Annotated in this window: 23 protein-coding genes; 10 read left to right on the top strand and 13 right to left on the bottom strand. The window is 70.2% G+C overall.

All coding sequences use genetic code 11. The features are described 5' to 3' along the window. The gene (locus tag ACFO6Q_RS01900) at window positions 1-504 is read left to right on the top strand and encodes a hypothetical protein (RefSeq protein WP_380018795.1); all 504 of its coding nucleotides are present in this window, start codon (window positions 1-3) and stop codon (window positions 502-504) included. Between the two features lie 112 nt (window positions 505-616). Here the strand turns inward: ACFO6Q_RS01900 and ACFO6Q_RS01895 are convergent, their stop codons facing one another. Next, a complete protein-coding gene (locus ACFO6Q_RS01895) occupies window positions 617-847 on the bottom strand; it encodes a hypothetical protein (RefSeq protein WP_380018794.1) in 231 nt (76 codons plus the stop codon). A 470-nt stretch (window positions 848-1,317) separates the two neighbouring features. On the opposite strand from ACFO6Q_RS01895, the gene mutM reads away from it, so the two are divergent. Both mutM and ACFO6Q_RS01885 read left to right on the top strand, forming a co-directional pair. After that, complete coding sequence (gene mutM, locus ACFO6Q_RS01890; protein ID WP_380018793.1) at window positions 1,318-2,130, top strand: bifunctional DNA-formamidopyrimidine glycosylase/DNA-(apurinic or apyrimidinic site) lyase; 813 nt, start codon at window positions 1,318-1,320, stop codon at window positions 2,128-2,130. Between the two features lie 98 nt (window positions 2,131-2,228). Then, the gene (locus ACFO6Q_RS01885; RefSeq protein WP_380018792.1) at window positions 2,229-3,305 is read left to right on the top strand and encodes an OmpA family protein; all 1,077 of its coding nucleotides are present in this window, start codon (window positions 2,229-2,231) and stop codon (window positions 3,303-3,305) included. 54 nt (window positions 3,306-3,359) lie between these two features. On the opposite strand, the gene ACFO6Q_RS01880 is transcribed toward ACFO6Q_RS01885, so the two are convergent. Together ACFO6Q_RS01880 and ACFO6Q_RS01875 are read right to left on the bottom strand one after the other, a co-directional pair. Next, window positions 3,360-4,316 carry a hypothetical protein gene (locus ACFO6Q_RS01880; RefSeq protein ID WP_380018790.1) on the bottom strand — a complete coding sequence of 319 codons (957 nt, stop codon included), beginning with the start codon at window positions 4,314-4,316 and terminating at the stop codon, window positions 3,360-3,362. Then, window positions 4,313-5,254 carry an SEL1-like repeat protein gene (locus ACFO6Q_RS01875; protein ID WP_380018789.1) on the bottom strand — a complete coding sequence of 314 codons (942 nt, stop codon included), beginning with the start codon at window positions 5,252-5,254 and terminating at the stop codon, window positions 4,313-4,315. The genes ACFO6Q_RS01880 and ACFO6Q_RS01875 overlap by 4 nt, the downstream gene beginning before the upstream one ends. A gap of 264 nt (window positions 5,255-5,518) precedes the next feature. On the opposite strand from ACFO6Q_RS01875, the gene ACFO6Q_RS01870 reads away from it, so the two are divergent. Further along, on the top strand, window positions 5,519-6,046 hold the full coding sequence (locus tag ACFO6Q_RS01870) for a hypothetical protein (RefSeq protein WP_380018788.1): 528 nt from the start codon (window positions 5,519-5,521) through the stop codon (window positions 6,044-6,046). Window positions 6,047-6,270: 224 nt separating this feature from the next. Here the strand turns inward: ACFO6Q_RS01870 and ACFO6Q_RS01865 are convergent, their stop codons facing one another. From ACFO6Q_RS01865 to ACFO6Q_RS01850, 4 genes are all read right to left on the bottom strand, one after another. Further along, window positions 6,271-7,032: a hypothetical protein gene (locus ACFO6Q_RS01865; RefSeq protein WP_380018787.1), complete on the bottom strand. Its 762-nt coding sequence runs from the start codon at window positions 7,030-7,032 to the stop codon at window positions 6,271-6,273. A gap of 10 nt (window positions 7,033-7,042) precedes the next feature. After that, complete coding sequence (locus ACFO6Q_RS01860; RefSeq protein WP_380018786.1) at window positions 7,043-7,684, bottom strand: thymidine kinase; 642 nt, start codon at window positions 7,682-7,684, stop codon at window positions 7,043-7,045. Window positions 7,685-7,758: 74 nt separating this feature from the next. After that, window positions 7,759-8,481 carry a tetratricopeptide repeat protein gene (locus tag ACFO6Q_RS01855; RefSeq protein WP_380018785.1) on the bottom strand — a complete coding sequence of 241 codons (723 nt, stop codon included), beginning with the start codon at window positions 8,479-8,481 and terminating at the stop codon, window positions 7,759-7,761. A 39-nt stretch (window positions 8,482-8,520) separates the two neighbouring features. Next, a complete protein-coding gene (locus ACFO6Q_RS01850; RefSeq protein WP_380018784.1) occupies window positions 8,521-9,228 on the bottom strand; it encodes an SEL1-like repeat protein in 708 nt (235 codons plus the stop codon). 163 nt (window positions 9,229-9,391) lie between these two features. Here ACFO6Q_RS01850 and ACFO6Q_RS01845 point away from each other — a divergent pair, with 163 nt between their 5' ends. Then, on the top strand, window positions 9,392-10,210 hold the full coding sequence (locus tag ACFO6Q_RS01845) for an NAD-dependent protein deacetylase (RefSeq protein WP_380018783.1): 819 nt from the start codon (window positions 9,392-9,394) through the stop codon (window positions 10,208-10,210). Window positions 10,211-10,216: 6 nt separating this feature from the next. On the opposite strand, the gene ACFO6Q_RS01840 is transcribed toward ACFO6Q_RS01845, so the two are convergent. After that, window positions 10,217-11,449: a choice-of-anchor Q domain-containing protein gene (locus tag ACFO6Q_RS01840; protein ID WP_380018782.1), complete on the bottom strand. Its 1,233-nt coding sequence runs from the start codon at window positions 11,447-11,449 to the stop codon at window positions 10,217-10,219. A gap of 116 nt (window positions 11,450-11,565) precedes the next feature. On the opposite strand from ACFO6Q_RS01840, the gene ACFO6Q_RS01835 reads away from it, so the two are divergent. Continuing rightward, window positions 11,566-13,545, top strand: coding sequence for a UvrD-helicase domain-containing protein (locus ACFO6Q_RS01835; protein ID WP_380018781.1), 1,980 nt, complete (start codon window positions 11,566-11,568; stop codon window positions 13,543-13,545). Window positions 13,546-13,686: 141 nt separating this feature from the next. Then, the gene (locus ACFO6Q_RS01830) at window positions 13,687-14,556 is read left to right on the top strand and encodes an EamA family transporter (RefSeq protein ID WP_380018780.1); all 870 of its coding nucleotides are present in this window, start codon (window positions 13,687-13,689) and stop codon (window positions 14,554-14,556) included. A 13-nt stretch (window positions 14,557-14,569) separates the two neighbouring features. Here ACFO6Q_RS01830 and ACFO6Q_RS01825 read toward each other — a convergent pair whose 3' ends face one another. Beyond that, window positions 14,570-15,526: an AraC family transcriptional regulator gene (locus ACFO6Q_RS01825; protein WP_380018779.1), complete on the bottom strand. Its 957-nt coding sequence runs from the start codon at window positions 15,524-15,526 to the stop codon at window positions 14,570-14,572. Window positions 15,527-15,534: 8 nt separating this feature from the next. After that, window positions 15,535-16,569 (bottom strand): AI-2E family transporter, encoded by a 1,035-nt coding sequence (locus tag ACFO6Q_RS01820; protein ID WP_380018778.1) that lies wholly within the window; start codon window positions 16,567-16,569, stop codon window positions 15,535-15,537. 97 nt (window positions 16,570-16,666) lie between these two features. On the opposite strand from ACFO6Q_RS01820, the gene ACFO6Q_RS01815 reads away from it, so the two are divergent. From ACFO6Q_RS01815 to plsB, 3 genes are all read left to right on the top strand, one after another. Further along, the gene (locus tag ACFO6Q_RS01815) at window positions 16,667-17,548 is read left to right on the top strand and encodes a 5'-nucleotidase, lipoprotein e(P4) family (protein WP_380018777.1); all 882 of its coding nucleotides are present in this window, start codon (window positions 16,667-16,669) and stop codon (window positions 17,546-17,548) included. Window positions 17,549-17,832: 284 nt separating this feature from the next. Next, window positions 17,833-18,756: a hypothetical protein gene (locus ACFO6Q_RS01810; protein ID WP_380018776.1), complete on the top strand. Its 924-nt coding sequence runs from the start codon at window positions 17,833-17,835 to the stop codon at window positions 18,754-18,756. Between the two features lie 50 nt (window positions 18,757-18,806). Then, on the top strand, window positions 18,807-21,341 hold the full coding sequence (gene plsB / locus ACFO6Q_RS01805; protein WP_380018775.1) for a glycerol-3-phosphate 1-O-acyltransferase PlsB: 2,535 nt from the start codon (window positions 18,807-18,809) through the stop codon (window positions 21,339-21,341). 42 nt (window positions 21,342-21,383) lie between these two features. On the opposite strand, the gene ACFO6Q_RS01800 is transcribed toward plsB, so the two are convergent. The 3 genes from ACFO6Q_RS01800 to ACFO6Q_RS01790 all read right to left on the bottom strand — a co-directional run bounded on the left by ACFO6Q_RS01800 (window position 21,384) and on the right by ACFO6Q_RS01790 (window position 24,134). Further along, window positions 21,384-21,725, bottom strand: a complete 342-nt coding sequence (locus ACFO6Q_RS01800; protein WP_380018773.1) for a TfoX/Sxy family protein — start codon at window positions 21,723-21,725, stop codon at window positions 21,384-21,386. A gap of 99 nt (window positions 21,726-21,824) precedes the next feature. Continuing rightward, window positions 21,825-22,478: a TVP38/TMEM64 family protein gene (locus ACFO6Q_RS01795; RefSeq protein WP_380018771.1), complete on the bottom strand. Its 654-nt coding sequence runs from the start codon at window positions 22,476-22,478 to the stop codon at window positions 21,825-21,827. Between the two features lie 72 nt (window positions 22,479-22,550). After that, entirely contained in the window at window positions 22,551-24,134 is a 1,584-nt protein-coding gene (locus tag ACFO6Q_RS01790; RefSeq protein ID WP_380018770.1) for a phospholipase D family protein, read from the bottom strand. Window positions 24,135-24,193: the final 59 nt, after the last annotated feature.

Raw genomic sequence — 24,193 nt, 5'->3', positions numbered from 1 at the left:
ATGCGACGCCGCACGCGCACGCAGCTGATCCTGCTCGCGCTCGCCGCCGCGCTCGGCGCGATCGTCTACGCGCAGCTGCGCCACGAGGACACGCTCGCGCCCGAGCCGCTGACCGCGATCGATCCGGCCGCCGTGCGCGCGGTGGCGGTCGCCTGCGACGGCTGCACGCCGCGCCGCTTCGAGAAGGACGGCACGCAGTGGCGCATGCTCGAACCCTACGCGCGCGAAGCCGACGCCACCGCCGTCGCGAAACTGGTCGCGATCGCCGGCGCGCCGGTGCGCTTTCGCCACGCCGCCGGCGAACTCGATCCGAAGAAGCTCAGCCTCGATCCGCCGCTGGCCACGCTGGTGCTCGACGGCACGACGCTGAAGTTCGGCACCACCGACGCGATCCACGGCGACCGCTACGTCGAGGTCGACGGCGCCGTCGCGCTGGTGCCCGACCGTTTCAGCGCGCGCCTGTTCGCCGCGCCGGAAAACGAAGTCGCCGCGCCGTCGCGCTAGGGCATCTTCGATTCGAGTTTCGTACGAACGCAATTACCTTCCCTGCTTGCCGGCCGGGAACGGAGAAAGGGAAACCCATGTCCACGCCAGGGCGGCAGCGACGGCCGGCCCATCAGGTGCTGGATAGAACTTGCCGGAAGTCCCCGTCGGCCGTCTCGATGGCCGGGGCGAAATCAGGTTCCAGCGTCGAGCCGAAGATCAGCACGATGGCAATGCGACCATCGCGAAAGTAGCGGTCATCCGACACTTCGATCTCCTCGGGCCGGAGCAGGGACCGCACCTCGTCGTCCCCGGCGTCCATCGCCGGGGAGCACAGCCCGCTCTGGCGATGCAGCTCGGCCATGGGCCCGGTCGCTTGTCGCCGGATGGCATCTGCGTTCGCCGCGAGGCCGGCCATCGCCGCCGTCTGACGCGGCGAAGGTCCCGAGCGCCCTGCTCTTACGATCACGGCGAAAGGCGGCTCGAAACAGGAGAGAGCGACACGCCCCCGCCAGTGTTCGACACCATACTCGTGGCCGTAACGCAGACGGCCGAATGGCGCAACATCCATTTCCGTATGGTCCGCCATTGGGTTCCTCGCGTTCCGTTCCGGGTCGTCGAGCCGCATCAACGTACGCCCGCCAAGGGTCGGCAGCGACCTTCGCAGCGCCCGAACCGCGCATGGCACCGGTCAAAACACGAGGTTACCGAGCAGAAGCCGCGGTTTACCATGCCGCCTGGCGCAACGCGGTGGTCGGCGGCGGTCGCGCTGCATTGCTTGCATCGTGCCGGCCTGCCTCAAACTACACGCGTACCGAAACCGCGGGATCGCACGTGCCCGAACTGCCCGAAGTCGAAACCACGCGGCGCGGCCTCGCGCCGCACCTGCTCGGCCGCACCGTGGTCGGCCTCGACGTGCGCCAGCCGCGTCTGCGCTGGCCGCTGCCGGCCGAGCTGCGCGAGACATTGCCGGGGCAGCGCATCCTCGACGTCGAGCGGCGCGCGAAATACCTGCTGGTGCATACCGAGCCGGGCAGCGCGCTGCTGCACCTGGGCATGTCCGGCTCGCTGCGCGTGCTGCCGGCGTCGACGCCGGTCGGCACGCACGACCACGTCGACTGGCGCCTGGATTCCGGCCAGGTGCTGCGCTTCACCGATCCGCGCCGCTTCGGCAGCCAGCTGTGGCAGCCGCGCGGCCAGACGCATCCGCTGCTCGCCGGCCTCGGTCCGGAGCCGCTGTCGGACGACTTCGACGGCGACCTGCTGTGGGTACGCTCGCGCGGGCGCAAGGCGGCGGTGAAGCTGCTGCTGATGGACCAGGCCGTCGTCGTCGGTGTCGGCAACATCTACGCGAGCGAGGCGCTGTTCGCCGCCGGCATCCATCCCCGGCGCCCGGCCGGCGCGATCTCGCGCGAGCGCTACGCGCGCCTCGCCGACGAGGTCAAGCGCATCCTCGCCTACGCGATCCGCCGCGGCGGCACCACCCTGCGCGACTTCATCAGCCCCGACGGACTGCCCGGCTATTTCGAGCAGGAACTGTTCGCCTACGGACGCGAGGGCGAGCCGTGCCGCGTCTGCGACACGCCGATCCGCGCGATCGTGCTCGGCCAGCGCTCGACCTTCTTCTGTCCGCGCTGCCAGCGCTAGGGCGCCTACGCGAAGCCAGCGACCACCCGGCCAGCGCCGATGTCCTGCTTCGGCGCCGTTGTGCGTACTACCGGGGAACCTTTCGCCGGAGCTTGCCGATGCGCACCGTCCTTTCCGTCCTTTCCCTGTTTTGCGGGCTCGTTCCCGCCCTGGCGCTGGCCAATGCGGTCCTGCCCGAGGCCGACATGAAGGGCGCGCGCGATCCGGCCGGGCTGGCCCGCTACGAAGGCAGCCTGATCGTCGAGTACCGGGCCGGCGCGTACGACGAGATCGCGCTGCCGGCGTCGGCGCTCGAGCTGGTCGAGCCGGAGCAGCGCGACGGCATGAACAACCGCGTGTTCGCGGCCAAGGACACGCGCATGCTCGAGGGCACGCTGACGCGCAGCGTCTATCTCCTTCCGCCGGAACGCACGCCGCTGGAGGCGGTGCGCAACTACCAGCAGGCGATCGAGGAGGCCGGCGGGCAGCGCCTGTTCGAATGCCGCGGCGACGCCTGCGGCGGCGACACGAGCTCGGGCGCCGGCCACGGCGGCGGACGGGTCGGCATCGGCGACCTGCTGTTCCCGAAGGACCGCATCGACGCCAAGGCGTTCAGCAATCCCTATTGCGCGGTCACCACCGATCGCGTCGATCCGCGCTACACGATCCTGCGCGTGGAGCGCGGCGGCGTCGAGACGCACGTGGCCGTGCTCGCCTGGACGGCGAAGGACGGCCTCTACTGCAAGGCCTTCGACGGGCGCACGCTCGCGCTGGTGGTGACGCTCGAGGCCAAGCCGCGCGAGCAGAAGATGGTCACGGTCAAGGCCGCCGACCTGGGCAGCGCGATCGCCAGCGGCGGCAAGGTGGCGCTGTACGGCATCCTGTTCGATTTCGACCAGGCCACGCTGCGGCCGGATTCGGCCGCCCAGCTCGGCGAGATCGCCGCGCTGCTGAATGCGGACCCGGCGCTGAAGCTGATGGTGGTCGGGCACACCGACAACGTCGGCGGTGCGGCGCACAACCTGGAGCTGTCGCAGCGGCGTGCCGATGCGGTGGTCGCCGCGCTCGCCGCGCAGCACGGCATCGCCGCCGAACGCCTGCTCGCGCAAGGCATGGGCAGCGCCTCGCCGCTGGCGTCCAACGACAGCGAGGAAGGCCGCGCGCGCAACCGGCGCGTGGAACTGGTCAAGCAATGACGGACCAAGCGCCCTTCCGCGCTGCCCGCGCTTAGGCCCGATGCGCCGTCGCGCTCACTTCCCGGCGCAGCATTGCTCGTAGATGCGCCGGCCGCGTGCCTGCGCATCGGCCAGCCGCCGCGCGTCGAGGGACTTCGCGCTCTCGTCCATGACCGCTTCGAGGTTTCCGTACTGGACGGGCGCAAGCCCGTGGGTCAGCGAACCGGCATAGGCGTAGAGGTAGGACTGAAGCGGATCGGCGGCGAACAGCCGCAATGCGGTGGCGGGCTTCGCGGAATAGGCCTCGGCGAGATCCACGAGACTTTCCACATCGCCGCGCCGAACCGCTTTCAGCAGATAGGCGCGGGCCTTGTCGCGGCGGACGATCGCATCGTCGACATCCGCGACGACGGCGTTCACTAAGGCGTACTGCTCGATCGCCAGTTTCGCGTACCCGCGCATCGCCGCCGTATTGCCGGCCTCGGCCGCGCGGTCGAGCGGGTCGAGCCAGTGCGCGCGCAGATCCGCAGGGGTCTTTTCGCAGCCCGCGCGCACGGCGGCATTCGCGTCGATGCGCCGTTGCGCATTGCGTGTGCGAACCGCGCGTTGCGCTTCGGTCCAGCGATCGTTCTTCGCGTCCTCTTCGATGGATTGTCGATCCTCTTCGTCGGAGGCTTCCGCCTGCCGCTGCTCGGCGGGGGTGCAGGCGTGCAGCCGGCTCGCCAGTTCGAGCTGCGCCCAGCTGTCGCCGGCATCGGCCAGTTCGCGCAGGCGTGGTACGGCCTGGTCGAGCGGCATGTCCCAGGGCGGCAGTTCCCGGGATGGGAGGTCCGCCGGCCTGGCCGCCACCGGCTCGGCGGCGGCGGGCACGGGAGGGGCGGGGGTTGGCGGGAGCGGTTTCGCCGTCGCGACCGGCGCGGGATCGGAAGGCGGCGTATCGGGCGGGGAGGAGAGGCGACGGTCGAGCCAGCTGAACGCGACGAAGATCGCGACCAGCGCCGCGAACCACAGCACCTGGGTGGAGCGCTTCATGGCGCCTCCCCCGCGGCGCCGCCGCAGCAGGCCGCCAGGCGCCGTCCTTCGTCGCGCGCGCGCTGCAGGCCTTGCGCATCGAGCGCCTTGGCGTGCGAGGCGAGCGTCCGTTCGAGCAGTTCCGGCGCGAGTTCCGACGCGCGCGGCGTCAGCGAGTAGGCGTACAGATGGGCGTAGGCCGCCGCGGCGTCGGCCGGGTACAAGGTGCCGGTGGAATAGCTCCGGTGCAGTTCGAGCAGGGCCAGCGCGTCGCCTTGCGCCAGCGATTTTTGCAGGTAGTCGATCGCGCGCCGCTTGTGCTCGCGCAGGTTCTCGGCGTCGACGAGCGCGTCGCGCGCGTCGTACGACGAAAACGCCGTCGAGCCGTACAAGGCCTGCGCATCCGCGTTGCCGAGCGCGGCGCTGCGTTCGATCCAGCGCAGCGCCTTCGTGCGCGCGTCCGCGTCGTGGAGCGCGCCGGTGTCGCGGCAATCGAGCCGCTTCTGCGCGAAGCCCAGCTTCAGGGTTTCCAGCAGCGCTTCGGGCGTCTGCTGGCGTCCTTCGGAAGTGACGAGGGACATGCCGACGGCCGAAACGTCGACGACGAAGTCTTCGAGCTGCGCGTCGGTCATCGGCACGTAGCCGTTGCACTGGGCGAGCGTGCGGCCGAGGCGGAGCGCCGCGTGCGCGTCGCCGGCCTCCGCCAGGCGTTCGAGCTCCGCGCGCACCTCGATGAAGGGGCGCGGGTCGAGCGATTGGGAAACCGATCGGGACGCCGCAGCGACGGCTCGACGCCCGGCGTTCGGCGCGGGTGTCGACGAGCCTTGCGCCGGTGCGGCGGAAGGCGACGTATCGCGCGTCGCTCCGGTATCCCGGCCGGCCCGGGGAAACGCCCACCACGCGAACGCGGCGGCGAGGATCGCCGCCGCTCCCACCACCAGGCTCACTTGCTTGGGCATACGTGCCTGCTTCCTCGTCCGATGAATGCGCTGGCAGCCCTCTCGCGGCGGAGCGACGGGTTCAAGGCCGGATGCAACAGTGCAGGTGCGAAAGGGACGCCGCAACTACGAACGGGTAACGGTTCGGTAACGCCGGTTGCCGGCGTCGGGGCGGCGCGGGGACGAACCTGCGCACGAACGGCGTGCGTTGCGGGCTCGCGGCTGCGTTGGTCATGGAGCAGGTCGAAGTCGCCGCGTCGGCGACCCTCGCGAAGGAGCGATCCCATGTCGGCCGAAAACCCGATCCGCGCCGCGACCCTGGTCGCGGGCATCCTGCTCGCCTGCATGGCCGGTCGCGTCGCGGCGCAGACGTGCCAGTCGCCGCTGCCGTTGCCGGCGAACCAGTCCATCACCGGCGATACCTGCACGGGCTGGAATTCGCTGGGCCACCTCTGGGGAGGCCTGGTCGACAGCCCCTACGCCGACGTCGTGTACCGCTTCACCACGCCCGACCGGGGCGGCGGCGTCACCGACGAGATCGCCGTCGCGGTGCTCGGCGGCGTGTCCTCATCCGTCATGGTCGCCTTGCTGGACACCTGCGACGACCACGCCCCGATCGTCGCTTTCGACGACACGAGCGACAGCAATGTCCTGTGGGCGGACGTGCCCTTGCCGCCGTTCCAGTTCACCTACCCGCCCTGGGGCGGACGTCCCGCCCCGGTCGCGCCGGCGACCTACTACGTGGTCGTTTCCGCGACGGCCGCCGCCCTTGCCCCGGGCTGCGTGGACTACGTGATCGAGCGAAGAATGTAGGAAAGACAGGCACTTGCGCGCGCGTCGGCGACGGAAGGCGATCGCCCGTCGCGTCGAATGTCCTTTTTCGCCGCGAAAGTGCGTATTGCACAATGAGCTCGCACCGGTGCGCCCACTGAGCGAGAACAAGAAGCAGGACCGCATCGATAAGTCGGTCACGCAGGACGGACCTTAACGGGCGGGGAGCCCCGGCCGTGCGCGCTTCGGCGCGCGCGGCCTTTTTTTTACTCCGGCCAGTGCAGCGAGAGGTGGCGGTTGTTGAAGTCCGGATCCTCGGGCGAGCCGGCGTGGCGCACGCGCATGCCTTCGGGTATGCCGTCCACGATGATTTCCCGATCGTCCTCGACGATGCCGCCGCGCGCCTGGAAATCGGCGAAGCGGTCGGCGAGTTCGCCGGCTGCGTTGATCGCCGCCGCCGGTACGTTGCGGATGCTCACGTCCGGGCGCGCGAACTTGCGCAGGCCGCGCGTGTGCACCCAGTGCCGGCCTTCGTTCTGCTCGTCCTCGCTGTGCAGGATCAACACGTGCTCGCGCGTGCTGAACGCGTCGTCGGCGAAGTAGCGCCGGCGCCATTCGGCCGGGTCGAACATCGACAGCGTCTGCGGATCGAGCACGGCGACGCCGCCGCGGTCGGTCAGCGCGGTGATCGTGCCGACCAGGTCGCGCAGGCCGTCGAGGTCGGCGGGATCGGCGATCGCGCCGCGCAGCATCACGCATTCGCCGGCCTGCTGTGCCTGCTCGAACAGGTGCGCGTTCTCGCCCCACAGCAGGCGGCCGAGCGTGCCGGCGAGCGGATAGCCGTCCCACTTGGCCAGTTCGCGGTTGACGTAGCGCACGATCTCGATGCCGGGCGGCGTGCCGCGGGTGCGGTAGCGCTCGGCGTCGATGGCCAGATCCTGGCCGAAATCGCCGAACACGAACCACAGCAGGAAGGCCTCGTCGCCGCTGTCGTGCCACTGCGGCCGCGGCCAATGGGGTTCGCTCATCCTTACTCCTTCAGGTCTTCGCCTTCGGTGCGTCGAGGGGCAGCACCGCCTGCTGCAGTTCGACCGCGCTCTCGCCGGCCATGATCTTCTTGAACTCGGCGCGGCTGACCGAGACGTAGCGGTCGTTGCCGCCGATCTCAACCTGTGGGCCGTCGGTGACCGCGCGGCCGTGCTCGTCGACGCGCACCACCATCGTGGCCTTCTTGCCGGTGTGGCAGATGGTCTTGATCTCCACCAGGCTGTCGGCCCAGGCGAGCAGGTAGCGGCTGCCCTCGAACGGCTCGCCGCGGAAATCCGTGCGCAGGCCGTAGGCGAGCACCGGAATGCCGAGCACGTCGACGACGTCGCTGATCTGCCACACCTGTGCCTTGGAAAGAAACTGCGCCTCGTCGACGAGCACGCAGTCGAGCCGGCCGTGCGCGGCGACGTCGGCCTCGACCAGCGCGCGCAGGTCGTCGTCCGCCGTGAAGCGCTGCGCCTGCGAACGCAGGCCGATGCGCGAGGCGACCACGCCCATGCCGGCGCGCGTATCGAGCTGCGGCGTCAGGATCAGCGGCCGCAGGCCGCGCTCGCGGTAGTTGTACGCGCTCTGCAGCAGCGTCGTCGTCTTGCCGGCGTTCATCGCCGAATAATAGAAATGCAGTTTCGCCATCGCGTACGCGGGACTTCGAGCGGGTCGCTATCCTAGCCCGAGTGGCGGCGGATCAGGCGACGGCGACGATCGCGTCAGCGTTTTTCCGCCGCCGCCGGCTCGGCGTCGACCGGTTGCACCGGCCCGACGTCGACGCGACCCTTCGACGGCTCCCAGATGCGATCCTGCAGGGCCCAGTACTGCTGCGGGCTCCAGTAGCGCGGATTCCAGAACACGGAATCGGTAATCGCGCGAACGCGCCCGTCCGGGCCGGGCAGCAGCATGAGCACGCCCTTGGGCCGGCCGAGATGACTGCCGGTGAGCTTGAGCTTCTCGCGCGTCATTTCGAGATTGAGCCGCTTCTTGGCATGCTCGTCGCCGTACTTCGCGTACAGCTCGTTGCGCAGCTCCATCGCGCGCCGGCGCTCGTCTTCGCTCAAGGCCGTGCGGAATCTCTCGCGCGTGGCGACGAAGGAGCCGTAGCCGCGCTCGGCCGCGAGGTCGATCCAGGCATAGGCCTGCACGCGATCGGCCTCGACGCCATCGCCGTTCCACAGCATCAGCGCGAGCATCGCCTGCGACGGCTTGTCGCCGTAGCGGGCTGCATCGCGAAAGTGACGGACGGCTTCCCGGTAGCGCTTCTGCTGGTAGCGGGTGGCGCCGAGGTTGCGCCAGCGCATGTCGGGATGGCCGCGCTGGAAGGCTTCGCTGTTGACGACCAGCGGATCGTCGTCGCGCTCGCCGGCGGCGGCGCCAACGCTCGCCGTCACCGCGATCGCGAGCAGGATCGAAGCGACAACCTGGCGCATCGTGATCACCGCGTGCCTCCTCGCCCGGACGGAACGTTGTGCCTGCCGCTACTCGGGTTCTGCCGCCGGCTGCACCGGGCCGACCTCGACCTTGCCCTCCGGCAGATCCCAGCGCTGGTCCTGCCAGGCGCGGTAGTTCTCCGGCTTCCAGTACTTCGCGCTGTAGAACAGCGATCCGTCGACCGAGCGCAGACGCCGCCCGTCCGGTCCGCGCACGTTCACCACGAGGGTGCCGGGCCGCCCGAGGCGGCTGCCGGTGATCTGGCGCTTGCTGCGCTCCATCTCGAATTCGAGGCGCTTGTTCGCGTGTTCGTCGCCGTACTTCTCGTACAGGCCGCGGCCGAACTCGAGCGCCTTGCTACGCTCGTCCTCGTTCATCGCGGCCCAGAACTTCTCGCGCGTGGCGACGAAGGACTCGTAGCCGCGCTCGGCGGCCAGGTCGATCCAGGCATAGGCCTGCGCGCGATCGGCGTCGATGCCGTCGCCGTTCCACAGCATCATCGCGAGCATCGCCTGCGAGGGCTTGTCGCCGAAGTACGCTGCGTCGCGGAAATAGCGCGCCGCATCCGCGTAGCGCTGGCGCTTGTATTCGAACATGCCGCTGTTGCGCCAGGCCATGTCCTGATGGCCGTTGAGGAAGCCTTCGCTTTCGAAGATCTGCGGATTGTCCTCGCGCAAGCCGGTCTGGGCGGCCAGGGCCGTGCTCGTGCAGCCGGCCAGCAGCATCAGGGCCAGCCAGCGGTTCGTCGGCGTCATCGTGGATTCCTCCCAGCAAAGGATCGATGCTGCCGCGCACGCGAGCGGCAGATTCGCGGGTGCCTGCGTACCATACTCGCGCCGCGCCGCCGGTGCCACGCTTGAGCGAGCGGTCGGCCGCCCGCAGATGGGTTTGCCTTCTTCCCTGCCGGAGCGCTCGGCCATGCCGGACCTCGCACGCCAATCGACCGAGCTGCGCGATTTCCTCGATCGCCATCGGCGCCTGTTCGTGCTGACCGGCGCCGGCTGCAGCACGGCGTCGGGCATTCCGGACTACCGCGACCTCGAGGGCGGCTGGAAGCGCCCGCCGCCGGTCACCTACCAGGCCTTCGTCGGCGATGCGGCGACGCGCCGCCGCTACTGGGCGCGCAGCCTGGTCGGCTGGCGGCGCTTCGGCCGCGCACGGCCGAACAGCACGCACGAGGCCCTGGCGCGGCTGGAAGGCGGCGGCCGCGTCGAGATGCTGCTGACGCAGAACGTCGACGGCCTGCACCAGGCCGCCGGCAGCCGCCACGTGATCGACCTGCACGGGCGCCTGGACGAAGTGCGTTGCCTGGGTTGCGAATGGCGCACGGCGCGCGCGCAGTTCCAGCACGAACTGCAGACGCGCAATCCGGACTGGGCCGCGCTCGACGCGGCCGACGCACCGGACGGCGACGCCGATCTGGACGGCCTGGATTTCGCCGCGTTCCAGGTACCGGCCTGTGCCGACTGCGGCGGCCTGCTGAAGCCGGACGTGGTGTTCTTCGGCGAGAACGTGCCGCGCGAGCGCGTCGAGCGCGCGCAGGCGCACCTGGCCGCGGCCGACGCGATGCTGGTGGTCGGCTCGTCGCTGATGGTGTTCTCCGGCTATCGCTTCGCGCGTGAGGCGGCGCGCCTGGGCAAGCCGATCGCGGCGGTCAACCTCGGCCGCACGCGCGCCGACGACCTGCTGACGCTGAAGATCGAGGCGGACTGCGCCGCCGCGTTGCGCCTGGTCTAGCCGACGTCAGTCGAAACCATCCGCGAAGAGGCGGTCGTCGACGTCGTCCGGGTCGTATTCGTAGGCGCCGATGTCGACCGCGGCGCCCTTCCAGCGCGGGTGGCCCGCGCCGCGCTGGTCGTAGTCCGACCACAGCTGGACGCCGCCGGCATCGACCGCGCACGAACCGGCGGGGAGCGCATGCGTCCACGTCGGGCCGCCGTTGTCGGCGAGCGGCGCCAGCTGCGGGTCGCAGCGCAGCGTGTCGGGCGGGTAGGAGACCTGCTCGCCGATCCGTTCGATCAGGTTGCCGCTGCCGGTGACGGTGTCGTCGGCGCCGCCCAGATGCTCGATGTCGGGCGAGCCGGTATTGCCCGCGAACAGGCTGTCTTCGGCGAGCAGCGTCGTGCCCTGCGCGGCGCGGCTGTACAGGCGGATGCCCGCGCCGTGCGGCGCGTCGTTGCCGGCGATGGTGGCGTGGACCAGCTCGAACGAGTCGAGCTGGTAGGTGCCGATGCCGCCGCCGTCACTCGCCGCCGTATTGCCGGACACGGTGCTGTTGCGCAGGCTCAGACGCCCCTTCCACACGAACAGGCCGCCGCCGTCGCCGGAGGAATTGCCCGACACCGTGCTGCCGACCAGCGCGATCGTGGAGGCGTCGTCCGAAGCGATGCCGCCGCCCAGTCCCAGCGACCCCGTGGCGTTGTCCGACACGGTGCTGTCGATCAGGGTGAGCGTGCCGGCATCGGAAATCAGGATGCCGCCGCCGAAGTAGTTCGACCAGTTGCCCGACACGCGACAGCGCGTCAGCGTGACCGTGGTGGCGCCGGCGGAAATGCCGCCGCCGGTCATGTCGGCGTGGCCGCCGGAGATCGACAGATCCTCGAAGCGGACCGGCTGGCTCGCGCTGAACACCGCACCGGTACCGGAAACGCGCCGCACCGCGACCGGCGTGCCGCTGACGGTCGAACGGATCGTCGTCGTGCCGCCGGCGTCGGCGATGTCGAGCGTGGCATCGGTCAGCTCGATCGGCGACAGCGACGGCGCAATGCCGATCGTATTGCCGCCATCGTCCCCGGCGGCGCAGTTCGTGTCCGCGGGCGTGGCGTGCGTGTTGGCGGCGAGGATCGCCTCGCGCAAGGTGCAGCGGCCGGAGACGTGAATGTCCCCGCCGACGTCGACGTCGATCGCCGCCGCGCCGGCATGGCCGAAGGCGAGCAGCAGCGCGGCGGCGAGAGGATGGCGGAAGTGGGCGGTCATGGCGGGATGTCCGGTGGCGGTCGTCGATGGCTCTTACGCGACATCGCGCGCAAAACCCCAACGCGGGCCTGTCAAGCTGTCGGCCGGCACGCCGGCGCGGCACAATCGCCGCCGCGATGAGCATGAATCCCCAACAACGCGCCGCCGTCGAATACTGCGACGGCCCGCTGCTCGTGCTCGCCGGCGCGGGCTCGGGCAAGACGCGCGTGATCACCGAGAAGATCGCGTACCTGATCCGCCGGCGGAACCTCTCCGCCTCGAAGATCGCCGCGATCACCTTCACCAACAAGGCCGCGCGCGAGATGCGCGAGCGCGTCGGCCGGCTGGTGTCCGGCAGCGCGGCCGAAGGCCTCACCGTCTGCACGTTCCACGCGCTGGGACTGAAATTCCTGCAGCTCGAGCACGCGCGAGCGAACCTGCGCCGCGGCTTCTCGGTGCTCGACGCCGACGACACGCAGAGCATCGTCAAGGAGCTGGCGCCGAAGAACGCCAAGCCGGACGTGCTGTTCGCACTGCAGTCGCTGCTGTCGCGTGCGAAGAACGAGGGTCTCACGCCGGACGAGGCCGCCGCGCGCGCGGCCAGCCCGCGCGAGCGCGAGGCGGCCGAGATCTACGCCGCCTACCAGCGCCGGCTGGCGGCGTTCAACGCGGTCGACTTCGACGATCTGATCCGCCTGCCGCTGGGGGTGCTGGAAACCGACGCGGAAGCGCGCACCGCCTGGCGCGAGCGCCTGCGCTACCTGCTCGTGGACGAATACCAGGACACCAACAGCGCGCAGTACCGGCTGGTGAAGACGCTGGCCGGCGAGCGCGGCCTGTTCACCGCGGTCGGCGACGACGACCAGAGCATCTACGCCTGGCGCGGCGCCAATCCGGAAAACCTCGCCGAGTTGGCGAAGGACTATCCGCAGCTGAAGGTGGTCAAGCTCGAGCAGAACTACCGCTGCGGCCGGCGCATCCTGCGCGCGGCGAACGCGGTCATCGCGCACAACGCGCACGTGTTCGAGAAGAAGCTCTGGAGCCAGGAAGCCGAAGGCCCGCCGATCCGCGTGCTGGAGTGCCGCGACGACGAGCACGAGGCCGAGTGCGTCGCCGGTTCGATCGCGCATCTGGCCGAGAAGCACAAGGCGCCGTGGCACGAGTTCGCCGTGCTGTATCGCGGCAACCACCAGTCGCGCGCGCTGGAAAAGGCGCTGCGCATGGCGCGCGTGCCGTACCACGTGACCGGCGGCACCGCGTTCCTCGATCGCGCCGAGGTCAAGGACCTGCTCGCCTACCTGCGCCTGATCAACAACCCCGATGACGACGCGGCGTTCCTGCGCGTGGTCAACCTGCCGCGGCGCGACATCGGCGCGACCACGCTGGAGAAGCTCGGCGAACTCGCCGGTGCGCGGCACGTGTCGCTGCTGCGTGCGGCGCAGAGCGACGCCGTGCTCGGCCAGCTCGCGGCGCGCTCGGCCTCGTCGCTGGTCGGCTTCGCCGGCCTGATCGGCGAACTGGCCGCGCGCGCCGAACGCATGGCGGCGGCGGATCTCGTCGAGGAGCTGATCCGCCGCGTCGGCTACGCCGAGCACGTCGCCGCGCAGATCAAGGAACCGGCGCTGCGCGAGCGGCGGCTGGAGAACCTGAAGGAACTGGCCGAATGGTTCCGCGCGATGCAGAAGGACGGCGCCGCCGGCGACCTCGCCGCACAGTTGGCCCTGCTCAGCCACGGCGACCGCGACGATCCGGGCAACGCGGCGCGGCTGATGACCCTGCACTCGGCGAAGGGGCTCGAATTCCGCTTCGTCTTCCTGGTCGGCCTCGAGGACGGCACCTTGCCGCACGAGGGGAGCCTGGCCGAAGGGCGCGTGGAGGAGGAACGGCGCCTGATGTACGTCGGCATCACGCGCGCGAAGGAGCAGCTGTCGATGAGCTACGCCAAGCGCAAGCGCCGTTTCGGCGAGATCCTCGCCAACGAGCCGAGCCGGTTCCTGAAAGAGCTGCCGGGCGAGGACCTGCACTGGTCCGGCCGCGACGCCGAGCAGGACGCCGCGCACCGGCAGGAACTGGCGTCCTCGCACATCGCGCGGCTGGCGAATCTGCTGGCGGATTGAGCACAGTGGGCAGTCCGGCGGGATCTGCGCGCGTCTGCTGACGGAAGGTGTCAGCAGTCGGCGGGTTCGGGCGGGTGGGACGATGGCGTTCGCGCGCTGGTGCGACGATCATCGCTGCGGTTCCCGCTCGCGGTTTCCCGCATGTCCGCCCGTTCGGATTTCTCGCGCATCCTGCTCGCGATCGGCGCGCTGCTGATCGGCATGGCGTCCTACCAGTGCGGCGCCGCGCTGGCCAAGCACCTGTTTCCGGCGGTCGGCGCCGAGGGCGCGGCCGCCTATCGGCTCGGCCTGGCGGCGCTGATCCTGCTCGCCTGGCGGCGGCCGTGGCGCAATACGCACGCGCGCAAGGACTGGCGCTCGCTGTGGGGCTATGGCCTGGCGATCGGCGCGATGAATCTGGTGTTCTACCTGTCGCTGCGCACGATTCCGCTCGGCATCGCGGTGGCGCTGGAATTCACCGGGCCGCTCGTGCTGGCCTTCTTCGGTTCGCGCCGCTGGATCGATTTCGTCTGGATCGCGCTGGTGGTGGCGGGGCTGGCGATGCTGCTGCCGCTGCACGAACAGGCGCAGGCGCTCGATCCCGTCGGCGTGGCCTACGCGCTCGCCGCCGGCGTCGGCTGGGTGCTGTACATCGTGCTCGGCCGCAAGGCCGGCGACGCCTACGGCGCCGACGCGGTGACCTGGGGCACCACCATCGCCGCCCTGCTCGTGGTGCCGTTCGGCGTCGCGCACGCCGGCGCGACGCTGCTGTCGCCGGAGCTGCTGCCGTTCGCGCTCGGCGTGGCCGTGCTCAGCTCCGCGCTGCCCTACACGCTGGAGATGATCGCGCTGGTCAGCCTGCCGTCGCGCACGTTCGGCACGTTGCTGAGCCTGGAGCCGGCGATCGCCGCGGTGGCCGGCGCGGCGTTCCTCGACGAGCGCCTGAGCCTGCTGCAATGGCTGGCGATCGCGGCGATCGTCGTGGCCGCGGCCGGCACCGCGCTCAGCCTGCGCCGTGCGCAGGCCGGCTAGGCCCGCGCCGGCGTCAGGCCGGCCGCACCGGAATGCACAGCAGGCAGCGGATGCGGCCGGTCTGCGGGTCGGGGATCTGGTCGGCCGGATAGATCTCCAGCGGCGGGCGGTCCTCGGCCTGCCAGTCGCTGGCCGGCAGCCATTGGCCGTACAGGCGCATCCACGCGCCGCTGAAGTCGGCGGCGACGCCGTCGAACGGCGCGCAGGCATAGGTGCCGCCGGCGATCGTCTGCACGCCGATTTCGCCCTCGGGCCGGAAATCCTCGTCGACCGCGATGCAGCAGTCGTAGCGGCAATGCTCGGGCGGCGTGATCTGGGGGTTGTCCTGCGAAACGCCGTAGCGCGTGCGCGGCGGCTGCATCAGGCCGCGGGACACGAACCAGGCGACGAAGCGCTGCCAGGTGCGCGCGACGCCGTCGTTGGCGAACGGGCCGGTGTAGCGCAGGTAGGCCACGCGTTGCGGGGCGAGCGTCCTGATGTCGACGTGCATGGGGCGAAGATCCTCCGAAGCGGCCGCGTCGGGCCGGGTCCAGGCATCCTCGTCGAACAGCGCGGCGACGACTTGATCGGTCTTGCGCAGCGCTTGATCGAGCTTGCGCAACTGCGCCCGGTTCGCGTCGCACCAGACGCGCCAGCCGCCGCGGCGCCACGCCGTCGGGGTGACGCCGAAGTGCGTGCGGAAGGCGCGCGTGAAGGCTTCGGCGGAACCGAAGCCGATCTCGATCGCGATGCGCAGCGCCGCTTCCGGCGGCGTCGCCAGCAGGCGCCGCGCGGCGGTTTCCAGACGCCGGCGGCGCACGCACCCGGCCAGCGTCTCCCCGGTCATGCCCTGGAAGACGCGATGGAAGTGCCACGGCGAGGCGTGCGCGACGGCGGCCAGGGTGGCCAGGTCCAGCGGCTCGGCCAGATGCGCGTCGATGTGGTCGTGCACGCGGTGGATGCGCGCGACCCAGAGATGGCGGCCGGACACGGCCGACGCTAGATCAGCTTCGCCGCGCTCAGTTCCCGCTTCAGGTAGGCGTAGTAGATCGGCGCGGCGATCAGGCCGGGGGCACCGAACGCCGACTCCATCAGCAGCATCGCGATCAGCAGTTCCCAGGCGCGCGCGCGGATCTGCGTGCCGACGATGCGCGCGTTGAGGAAGTACTCCAGCTTGTGGATCACGATCAGGAACACCAGCGCGGCGATCGCCACGCCCAGCGAGATCGACATGCCGACGATGAAGATCACCGTGTTGGAGATCAGGTTGCCGATCACCGGCAGCAGGCCGGCGATGAAGGTGACCACGACGAGGGTCTTGGCCAGCGGCAGGTTGATGCCGAACAGCGGCAGCACCAGCAGCAGGAAGATGCCGGTGAACAGCGTGTTCAGCGCGGAGATCTTCACCTGCGCGAAGACGATGTCGTGGAACGAATCCACCAGGTTCGCGCAGCGCGCGGACAGCGCCTCGGACAGCGGGCCGCCGCGGCCGTTCGGGCGCGCGTTGTAGAGCGCGATCATCGCGCCGAGCACCATGCCGATCAGCAGGTGCACGATCACGCGCGCGGCGGTCTTGCCGGCGAGCTGGAGCTGGGCGGCGTGCTCGCGCAGCCATTCGATCGCGGCGGCGCGGAAGTCGTCGATGCTGTCGGGCAGGTAGTCGACCACCACCTGCGGCAGCTGCGCACGTGCGCGCTCGATCAGCGGCATCAGCCGTTCGAAGCCGGCGCTCGGATTGCCCAGCTCGCTGCGCAGGAAGCCGACCGCGCCGAGGATCGCCAGCGTCAGCAGGCCGACCACGACCACGCTGAGCAGGGCGACAATCAGCCAGTGCGCGCGTGCGCCGGGCAGGTGGCGCTGCAGCGACGGCGCCAGCACGTTGACCAGGGCGTACACCAGCAGTCCGGCGAGCAGGGCCGGCAGCAGGTGCAGGTAGAGGATCAGGAACAGCGCCAGCGCGGTGAGGAGATAGCTGGCGATGCGCAGTCTGAAGCCGAACGGCGAGTCCATAGGCGTCTCGGTGTGGGACAGCATCCGCCGCGAGGGTCCGCTTCACGGCTTGTCATAAACTTGCCGGATCGTATGCGCTGACCGTTGCAAATCCAATCCTCAGCCCTTTTCCGGAGTTCGCATGTCGAAGATTTCGGCCTCCCTCGTTCTTTCCGCCGCGCTGCTGGCCGGCTGCGCCGGCGCGCCGAACGCGCGCAAGGCGCCCGTCGCGCCGGCCCCGGCCGTGCCCGCCGGCCCCGCCGCCAACGACAACCTCAATGCCGTGGCGTGGACGCAGACCGCGATCGAGCACGACCTGATCTATCGCGAGGTCTACCGCCAGGCGGGCGAGAAGCTCGCCGCCGCGCTGAAGGATTCGAAGTGGGACGCCCTGCCCAAGGGCGACCGCAAGGGGAAGCTGAAGGGCCTCAAGCCGGCCGTCATCGTCGACGTGGACGAGACCGTGCTCGACAACTCGCCCTACCAGGCGCGCCTGATCCAGAGCGGCGGCGAGTTCAACGAGGCGACCTGGGCACAGTGGTGCCGCGAGAAGGCGGCCAGGGCCCTGCCGGGCGCGCTGGAGTTCGCCAGGCTCGCGGCCAAGCGCGGGGTGACCGTGTTCTACCTGTCCAATCGCGCGCAGGACCTCAACGAGGTGACCCTGGAGAACCTGCGCGAGGCCGGCTTCCCGGTCGCAGGCGATTCGGCCTTTCTCGGCCTGGGCACCGTGGTGGAGGGCTGCGAGCAGAACGGCAGCGAGAAGGGCTGCCGGCGCGAGCTGGTCGGGCGCAAGTACCGCGTGCTGATGCAGTTCGGCGACCAGATCGGCGATTTCGTCGACGTGCTGAACACGCCCGAGGGGCGCCGCGCGGCCGTCGAGCCGTACCTGGACTGGGTCGGCCAGCGCTGGTTCGTGCTGCCCAACCCGACCTATGGCTCGTGGGAACCGGCGCTGTTCAACAATGAGTGGTCGCAGGCGCCGGAGCTGCGCCGGCGCGCGAAGATGGATGCGCTTCTCAAGTAATCAATGAAAACAATGAGTTGCGGTGCATTACTTAAGGTATTGCATCAGAAATGTCCTTTAAGTATATTTGCCCGCGACACTCCGGTTGACGATTCCTAAAAAGCCCCGACTACCGTCCGCCAGACAACGACGTACAGGTTCCCCCTCCGGCCACTGCCGGATTGACCCGGCCAAGCTTGCTTGCCGGGTTTTTTGTTGCCGGGACGCGCGTGGTGGCTGCCGTCTTGGCGCGCTGTTAAAGTGCCGCCCCTTCCTACTCCTGAAATCGGGGATTTCCGATGCGTATGCCTGCCCTCCGCGCCGCGCTCGCGGCGTCGTTGATCGTTTTCGTCGCCGCCTGCGAACAGAAGCCGGCCGACTCGACGACACCTGCGGCTTCCACGAGCCTCAAGGCTGAAGGGCCGGACGCGTCGATCCAGAAGTCCGTCGCGCTGCTCAAGCAGGGCGATTTCGCCGGCCTGATGCAGCACGCGCTGCCGCCGGCCGAGTTCGCCAAGGCCAAGGCGGACTGGGGCAAGGACGCCGAGCCGGTCACCGACGAGGACCGCAAGAAGTTCGCCGACACGATGGGCAAGCTGGTCGAGCCGGACGCCGAAACCAAGCTGTACGCCGAGCTCGAGCCGCAGCTGAAGACGTTCGATGCGACGTACCAGCAGCAGATCCCGATGTACGTCTCGATGGGCAGCGGCTGGCTGCAGGGCATGATCCAGCAGAACAAGGACATGTCCGAGGCCGAGAAGCAGCAGGCGCTGACCGCGGTCAACGCGCTCGCCGCCTGGGTGCAGAAGACGCGCTTCACCGATCCGGAGGCGGTCAAGAAGGTCCTCGCGATCGTGACCAAGACCGCCCGCTCGCTCAACATCAAGAGCGCCGACGAGGCGCGTGCGCTGACCTACGAGCAGTCGATGGAGAAGGCGCGCACCGGCTTCCAGGGCGTGAAGGAAGTGCTGGGCGTGTACGGCTTCTCGCTCGACCAGACGCTGGACTCGGTCAAGTCCGAGGTGATCTCCAACGACGGCAAGACCGCCAAGGTCAAGATCAGCTACACGCTGCTCGACACCCCGCTGACCGGCGAGACCGAGATGGTCAACCTCGACGGCCGCTGGTACGGCAAGCACGCGCTGGAGAAGGCTGAAGACAAGCCGGCCGCGGCCACGCCGGCCGAAGGCGCGCAGGCGCCGGCCGCCGAGGCTGCGGCCCAGGGCTGAGAACCCCGCGCGCGTCCGCTGCGGCGGGCGCGCGCCGCTGGACTCCACGCATGAACGACACGCCACCGGCCGCGTCCCCCTCCACCGGCGCGCCGGTCTGGCTCGACTGGATCGGTGCGTTGCTCCGCCCCTGGGTGCGCATCCGCCGCATGCCGGAAGACGTCCGTGCCCTGCTGCCGGACGACCCCCGCCCGACCGTCTACGTGATCGAGCGTCCCGGCCTGTCCGACACGCTGATCCTCGAACGCGCCTGCCAGGAAGCCGGCCTGCCCTCGCCGTACGCGGCGGCCGACCGCCTGCCGATCAAGCGCCGCCGCGCGGTGGTGGCGATGTCGCGGCGGCCGCGCCTGTTCGGCCGCCGTCCGCATCCCACGCGCTCGGAAACCCTGAGCCTGCTCGCCGATGTCGTGCGCGCCGATCCCGAGAAGGACGTGCGCCTGGTGCCGGTGTCGATCTTCGTCGGACGCGCGCCGGCGCGCGAATCGGGCTGGTTCAGCGTGCTGTTCTCGGAGAACTGGGTCGTGGTCGGCCGCTTCCGCCGCCTGCTCGCCCTGCTGCTGAACGGCCGCGACACCGTCGTGCAGTTCGCCGCGCCGGTGTCGCTGCGCGAAGCGGTCGCCGTCGAGGCCGACACCGAACGCGGCGTGCGCAAGCTGCAGCGCATCCTGCGCGTGCATTTCCGCCGCATCCGTGCGGCGGTGATCGGGCCGGACCTGTCGCACCGGCGCACCCTGATCGACGGCGTCGTCAACGCCGCGCCGGTGCAGCAGGCGATCGACGCGCACGCGGCGCGGGAAGGCATCGACCGCGACAAGGCCGCCGCGAAGGCGCGCGAGTTCGCCTGGGAGATCGCCGCCGACCAGTCGCATCTGGTGGTGCGCTCGGCCTCGTTCCTGCTCACCGCGCTGTGGGAGAAGATCTACCGCGGCGTGAACATGCACCACTTCGACAAGCTGCGCGAAGTCGTGCCCGGCCACGAAGTGATCTTCGTGCCCTGCCACCGCAGCACCACCGACGACGCGCTGCTGCCGTACCTGCTCTACCACAACGGCCTGGCCGTGCCGCACATCGCCGCCGGCGTGAACCTCAACCTGCCGCTGATCGGCCCGATCCTGCGCCGCGGCGGCGCGTTCTTCCTGCGCCGCAGCTTCAGCGATCCGTTCTACTCGACGGTGTTCCGCGAGTACATGAGCCAGCTGATCGCGCGCGGCATCTCGCTGATGTACTTCATCGAGGGCGGCCGCTCGCGCACCGGCCGCACGCTGACGCCGCGCGGCGGCCTGCTGTCGATGACCCTGCGCAGCTTCCTGCGCCAGCCGCACCGCCCGGTGGTGTTCCAGCCGGTGTACATCGGCTACGAGAAGGTCATGGAGGGCGAGTCCTACATCGGCGAGCTTTCCGGCAAGCCGAAGGAGAAGGAGTCCTGGGGCGGCCTGATCCGCAGCCTCGGCGCGCTGCGGCGCAACTACGGCTCGGTCACGGTGAACTTCGGCGAGCCGCTGTTCCTCAAGCCGCTGCTCGACGAGGTGGCGCCGGACTGGCAGCAGGCCACCGCCGATCCGGAAGCCAAGCCCACCTGGCTGAAGGGCGCAGTCGACACGCTCGGCGAGCGCATCCTCGTCAACATCAACCGCGCCGCGCACGTCGGTCCGGTCAACCTGCTCGCGCTCACCCTGCTGGCCACGCCCAAGCACGCGATGGCCGAGGCCGACCTGCTCGCGCAGATCGAGCTGAGCAAGGCGCTGCTGGCCGAGGTGCCGTATTCCGAGCGCGTCACGCTGACCGGGCTGTCGCCGCAGGAGATCATCGCCTACGGCGAGAACATGCAGTGGATCCGCCGCGTCGCGCATCCGCTCGGCGACGTGCTGACCGTCGACGAAAAACAAGGCGTGATGCTGAGCTACTTCGGCAACAACGTCACCCATCTCTACGCGACCGCGGCGTGGATCGGTTGCTGCTTCAACAACAACCGCCGTCTCGCGCGCGCGTCGATCCTGCGCCTGGGGCGCCTGGTCTACCCGTTCGTGCAGGCCGAACTATTCCTGCCGTGGAGCGAAGCGGAGTTCGCCGAACGCGTGCAGGCGACGCTGGAGTTCTTCCAGGCGCGCGGCCTGCTGGCGACGGTGGAAGGCACCGACGGCCGCATCCTCGAGCGCGGCCCCGGCCAGAGCAACGCGGCGTTCCGCCTGCGCGTGCTCGCGCACACCCTGATGCCGGCGATCGAACGCTACTACATCGGCCTCGCCCTGCTGGTGAAGAACGGCCCGCACGCGCTCAGCGCCGGCGAGCTGGAGAACCTCAGCTACCTCACCGCGCAGCGGCTCTCGTTGCTGCACGAGATGAACGCGCCGGAGTTCTTCGACAAGGCGCTGTTCCGCGGTTTCATCCAGAAGCTGCGCGAGCGCCGCGTGATCTCGGCCGATGCGAACGGCAAGCTGGTCTTCGAGGCCGAGCTGGAGGCGGTGGCCAAGGACGCGCGCGTGATCCTCTCGCGCGAGATCCGCCACGGCATCCTCAAGCTCACGCCCGAAGCGCAGGCGCAGATCGGCAAGGTCGAAGACGGCGAGGACGGCAAGGCGGCCTGACCGTGGCCGAGGTCATTGCGGCCTGCGATCCCGCTCGGGCGGTCAGCCCTTGCCGCGCGCCTTGCGCGGCTTCTTCGGTTTCGGTGCCGGCATCAGCGTCGCGGTCTCGAGCAGCAGGCGGCGCAGCGCGTCCGCGTCGTCGAGCAGCTCGTCGGCGACCGGGTAGTCCTTCGCGCCCGGATACGGCGGTCGTTGCGGCAGATCCGGCGCCAGGCGCACGACCGCGGCCGAAGGCTTGACGAACAGGCTGTTGTCGCAGGCGAAGGCGACGACCTTCTCGTCCAGGTACAGCGCGTACTCGCCGAACATCTTCCTGTGCGTCAGCCGCTCGCCGAGCCCGGCCTGTTCGGCCACGTAGTCGACGAAGTCCTGGTCGGTTGCCATGCCTGTTCCGCCCGCCGTTGCTGAAAAATCCATCGTGCCGCGGCCAGTGTAGCCGCCGGCGTGCAGGTCCGTCGCTGTGATTGCGCATCGATCGTGCGCTCACGGCATCGCGCGCCGCCTCAGCCAGCGCGTGCAGGCGACGTACGCGCCGGCGATCAGCAGCGCCGAACCGATCGCGGCGAATGCGGTGAGCATATGCGCGCTGTGCAGGGCGGCCTGCGCGCGGTCGAGGAACACGGCGTAGAGAACGATGCCGGGCGCCATGCCGAGCGCCGTGCCCAGGAGATAGGGACCGCGCGGCACGCGCACGACGCCGGCGAGCAGGCTGACGATGCAGTACGGCCCGACCGGCACGAGCCGCACCAGCGCGATCGCGGCGACGTTGCCGCGCAGCCGGCGCAGCAGCGCCTCGCGGCCGCGCAGCCACGCCGGCAGCCGGCCTTCGGGGATCGAGGCGCCGATGCGATGCAAGACGAATGCGCTGGCCAGCGTGCCGGCGAGCGCGACGGGCACGCCGCGGGCCGGCGCGAGAACCAGCAGGCAGGCCGCGATGCACAGGTTGATCGGGCAGCCGAGGCAGGTCGCGACGACGAACACGGCGAATCCACCCACGGCCGCGACGAGTCCCGAGTTGGCCTGCTGCAGCCGCGTCAGCCAGGCCAGCGCGCGCACCGTCGCGTCGGGCGGCGCCGCGGATTCGACCCACAGCACGACGGCGGCGATCGCGGCGCCGCCGAGCGCCAGCCACAGCACGCGCGACGCCCACCGCCGCCACCGCATCGATCGCCCTGCGCCGGCCGGCGTGGAGCGATCCCCGTGCATGACCTACAGCAGGCTCTCGATCGGCAGCAGGCGCATCAGCGCCACGCGCGCGCGGCGCGCCGCCGAGGTTTCCGGGTCGTGATCGAACTCGACCGTGCGGCCGTCGTAGCGCGCGCTCCAGCGCATCGGCGCCCGCGCCGCGGACTGGCCGGCGCGCGGCACCAGCTCGACCTTGAATGCATTCTCCGGCTGCGTCGCGCTGTCGAAGAACTGCATGATCCGGCGCGCCAGCGCGGGCGAGTCGACGATCACGCCCATCTCCGTGTTGAGCAGCCGCGAGCGCGGATCCATGTTCATCGAGCCGACGAACACCTCGCGCGCGTCGACCACCAGCGTCTTGGCGTGCAGGCTGATGCCCGAAGACGTGCCGTGCGCCTCGATGGGTGGCGCGCCGCCGAGCGGACGCAGTTCGTACAGCTCGACGCCGCCCGCCAGCAGGGCGCGCCGATAGCGCGCGTAGCCGGCGTGCACGGCCGCCTCGTCGGTCGCCGCCAGCGAATTGGTCAGCACCGAAACCTTCACCCCGCGCGCGGCCAGCGTGTGCAGGTATTCCACGCCGTTGCGGCCCGGAATGAAGTATGGCGAGACGATCTGCACGTTCGTCGTCGCGGCGTCGAGCATCGCGCGCAGGTCGTGCGTGAGGAGCAGGGCGCGGCGCTTCTCGCCGGGCTCGACCTTGGCCGGGTCATCGGCGACCACGCGCGCCGCGCCCCAGTCCCAGCGGCCGCTGCGGTCGGCGCTGGAGCCGTCGGGCAGCGCGTCGAGCATCGCCTGCGCGTAGTCGGACTCGGCGAACTCGCGCGCCGCCCCCTGCAGCGTCGTGCGGGTGCGCGAGAGATTGCGCGCCGTGGCGTGGTGCACGTCGTAGGCGGTCACCGGGAAGGCCGCGTCCGAGTTCCAGTAGCGGTCGAACACGTCCGAGGTCTGCTCGACGATGGGACCGATCGCGAGTACGTCCAGGTCGCGGAAATGGATCTCGTTGCCGGCGTCGAAGTACGCGTCGCCGATGTTGCGGCCGCCGACGACCGTGAACAGGTTGTCGACCGTGAACGACTTGTTGTGCATGCGCCGGTTCAGGCGCGCGCCGTCGACGGTGAACTGCAGGGCCTTCGACCAGAGCGAGCGGTTGCGCACGCGGAACGGATTGAACAGGCGCACCTCGATGTTCGGATGCGCGTCGAGCGCGTCGAGCAGCGGGTCCTGCTCGATCACGTCGAGATCGTCGAGCAGCAGGCGCACGCGCACGCCGCGGTCGGCGGCGGCGAGCAGGCGCTGCGCGAGCAGACGCCCGGTCGCGTCGTCGGCGAAGATGTAGTACTGCAGGTCGATCGAGCGCGCGGCGTGATCGGCGAGCACGATGCGGCTCATCAGCGCGTCGGTGTTGCCCGACAGCACGCGGAAGCCGGACTGCCCCGGATGGGCCTGCGCCTGCCGCTGCGCCTCGCGCGCCAGCGGCGACTGCACCGTCGGCGGCAGGGCATTCGAAACCGGCCGCGGCACGTCGGTGCGCAGGGTGGCGCAGGCGCTCAGGACCGCCAGCAGTCCTGCCAGGCACGCGATGCGGACCGGGATCGACGAGGCGCTCATCGGCGCATCTTCTGTTGCGCCCGTCTGAGCCGCGGATGAACCGTCGCGCGGACGATCGA

The sequence above is a fragment of the Dokdonella ginsengisoli genome (assembly GCF_042652785.1).
In the GTDB taxonomy this organism is placed as follows: Bacteria; Pseudomonadota; Gammaproteobacteria; order Xanthomonadales; family Rhodanobacteraceae; genus Dokdonella_A; species Dokdonella_A ginsengisoli.
The sequence above is the reverse complement of the archived record's forward strand: the minus strand, read 5'-3'. Positions and strand labels throughout refer to the sequence as shown.

What these genes read in the sequence shown, in the direction of transcription:
- ACFO6Q_RS01900 (WP_380018795.1), top strand. Translation starts at nt 1, where the DNA reads ATGCGACGCCGCACGCGCACGCAGCTGATCCTGCTCGCGCTCGCCGCC.
- ACFO6Q_RS01895 (WP_380018794.1), bottom strand. Translation starts at nt 847, where the DNA reads ATGGCCGAGCTGCATCGCCAGAGCGGGCTGTGCTCCCCGGCGATGGAC.
- ACFO6Q_RS01885 (WP_380018792.1), top strand. Translation starts at nt 2,229, where the DNA reads ATGCGCACCGTCCTTTCCGTCCTTTCCCTGTTTTGCGGGCTCGTTCCC.
- ACFO6Q_RS01880 (WP_380018790.1), bottom strand. Translation starts at nt 4,316, where the DNA reads ATGAAGCGCTCCACCCAGGTGCTGTGGTTCGCGGCGCTGGTCGCGATC.
- ACFO6Q_RS01875 (WP_380018789.1), bottom strand. Translation starts at nt 5,254, where the DNA reads ATGCCCAAGCAAGTGAGCCTGGTGGTGGGAGCGGCGGCGATCCTCGCC.
- ACFO6Q_RS01870 (WP_380018788.1), top strand. Translation starts at nt 5,519, where the DNA reads ATGTCGGCCGAAAACCCGATCCGCGCCGCGACCCTGGTCGCGGGCATC.
- ACFO6Q_RS01865 (WP_380018787.1), bottom strand. Translation starts at nt 7,032, where the DNA reads ATGAGCGAACCCCATTGGCCGCGGCCGCAGTGGCACGACAGCGGCGAC.
- ACFO6Q_RS01860 (WP_380018786.1), bottom strand. Translation starts at nt 7,684, where the DNA reads ATGGCGAAACTGCATTTCTATTATTCGGCGATGAACGCCGGCAAGACG.
- ACFO6Q_RS01850 (WP_380018784.1), bottom strand. Translation starts at nt 9,228, where the DNA reads ATGACGCCGACGAACCGCTGGCTGGCCCTGATGCTGCTGGCCGGCTGC.
- ACFO6Q_RS01845 (WP_380018783.1), top strand. Translation starts at nt 9,392, where the DNA reads ATGCCGGACCTCGCACGCCAATCGACCGAGCTGCGCGATTTCCTCGAT.
- ACFO6Q_RS01840 (WP_380018782.1), bottom strand. Translation starts at nt 11,449, where the DNA reads ATGACCGCCCACTTCCGCCATCCTCTCGCCGCCGCGCTGCTGCTCGCC.
- ACFO6Q_RS01835 (WP_380018781.1), top strand. Translation starts at nt 11,566, where the DNA reads ATGAGCATGAATCCCCAACAACGCGCCGCCGTCGAATACTGCGACGGC.
- ACFO6Q_RS01830 (WP_380018780.1), top strand. Translation starts at nt 13,687, where the DNA reads ATGTCCGCCCGTTCGGATTTCTCGCGCATCCTGCTCGCGATCGGCGCG.
- ACFO6Q_RS01820 (WP_380018778.1), bottom strand. Translation starts at nt 16,569, where the DNA reads ATGCTGTCCCACACCGAGACGCCTATGGACTCGCCGTTCGGCTTCAGA.
- ACFO6Q_RS01815 (WP_380018777.1), top strand. Translation starts at nt 16,667, where the DNA reads ATGTCGAAGATTTCGGCCTCCCTCGTTCTTTCCGCCGCGCTGCTGGCC.
- ACFO6Q_RS01810 (WP_380018776.1), top strand. Translation starts at nt 17,833, where the DNA reads ATGCCTGCCCTCCGCGCCGCGCTCGCGGCGTCGTTGATCGTTTTCGTC.
- plsB (WP_380018775.1), top strand. Translation starts at nt 18,807, where the DNA reads ATGAACGACACGCCACCGGCCGCGTCCCCCTCCACCGGCGCGCCGGTC.
- ACFO6Q_RS01800 (WP_380018773.1), bottom strand. Translation starts at nt 21,725, where the DNA reads ATGGCAACCGACCAGGACTTCGTCGACTACGTGGCCGAACAGGCCGGG.
- ACFO6Q_RS01790 (WP_380018770.1), bottom strand. Translation starts at nt 24,134, where the DNA reads ATGAGCGCCTCGTCGATCCCGGTCCGCATCGCGTGCCTGGCAGGACTG.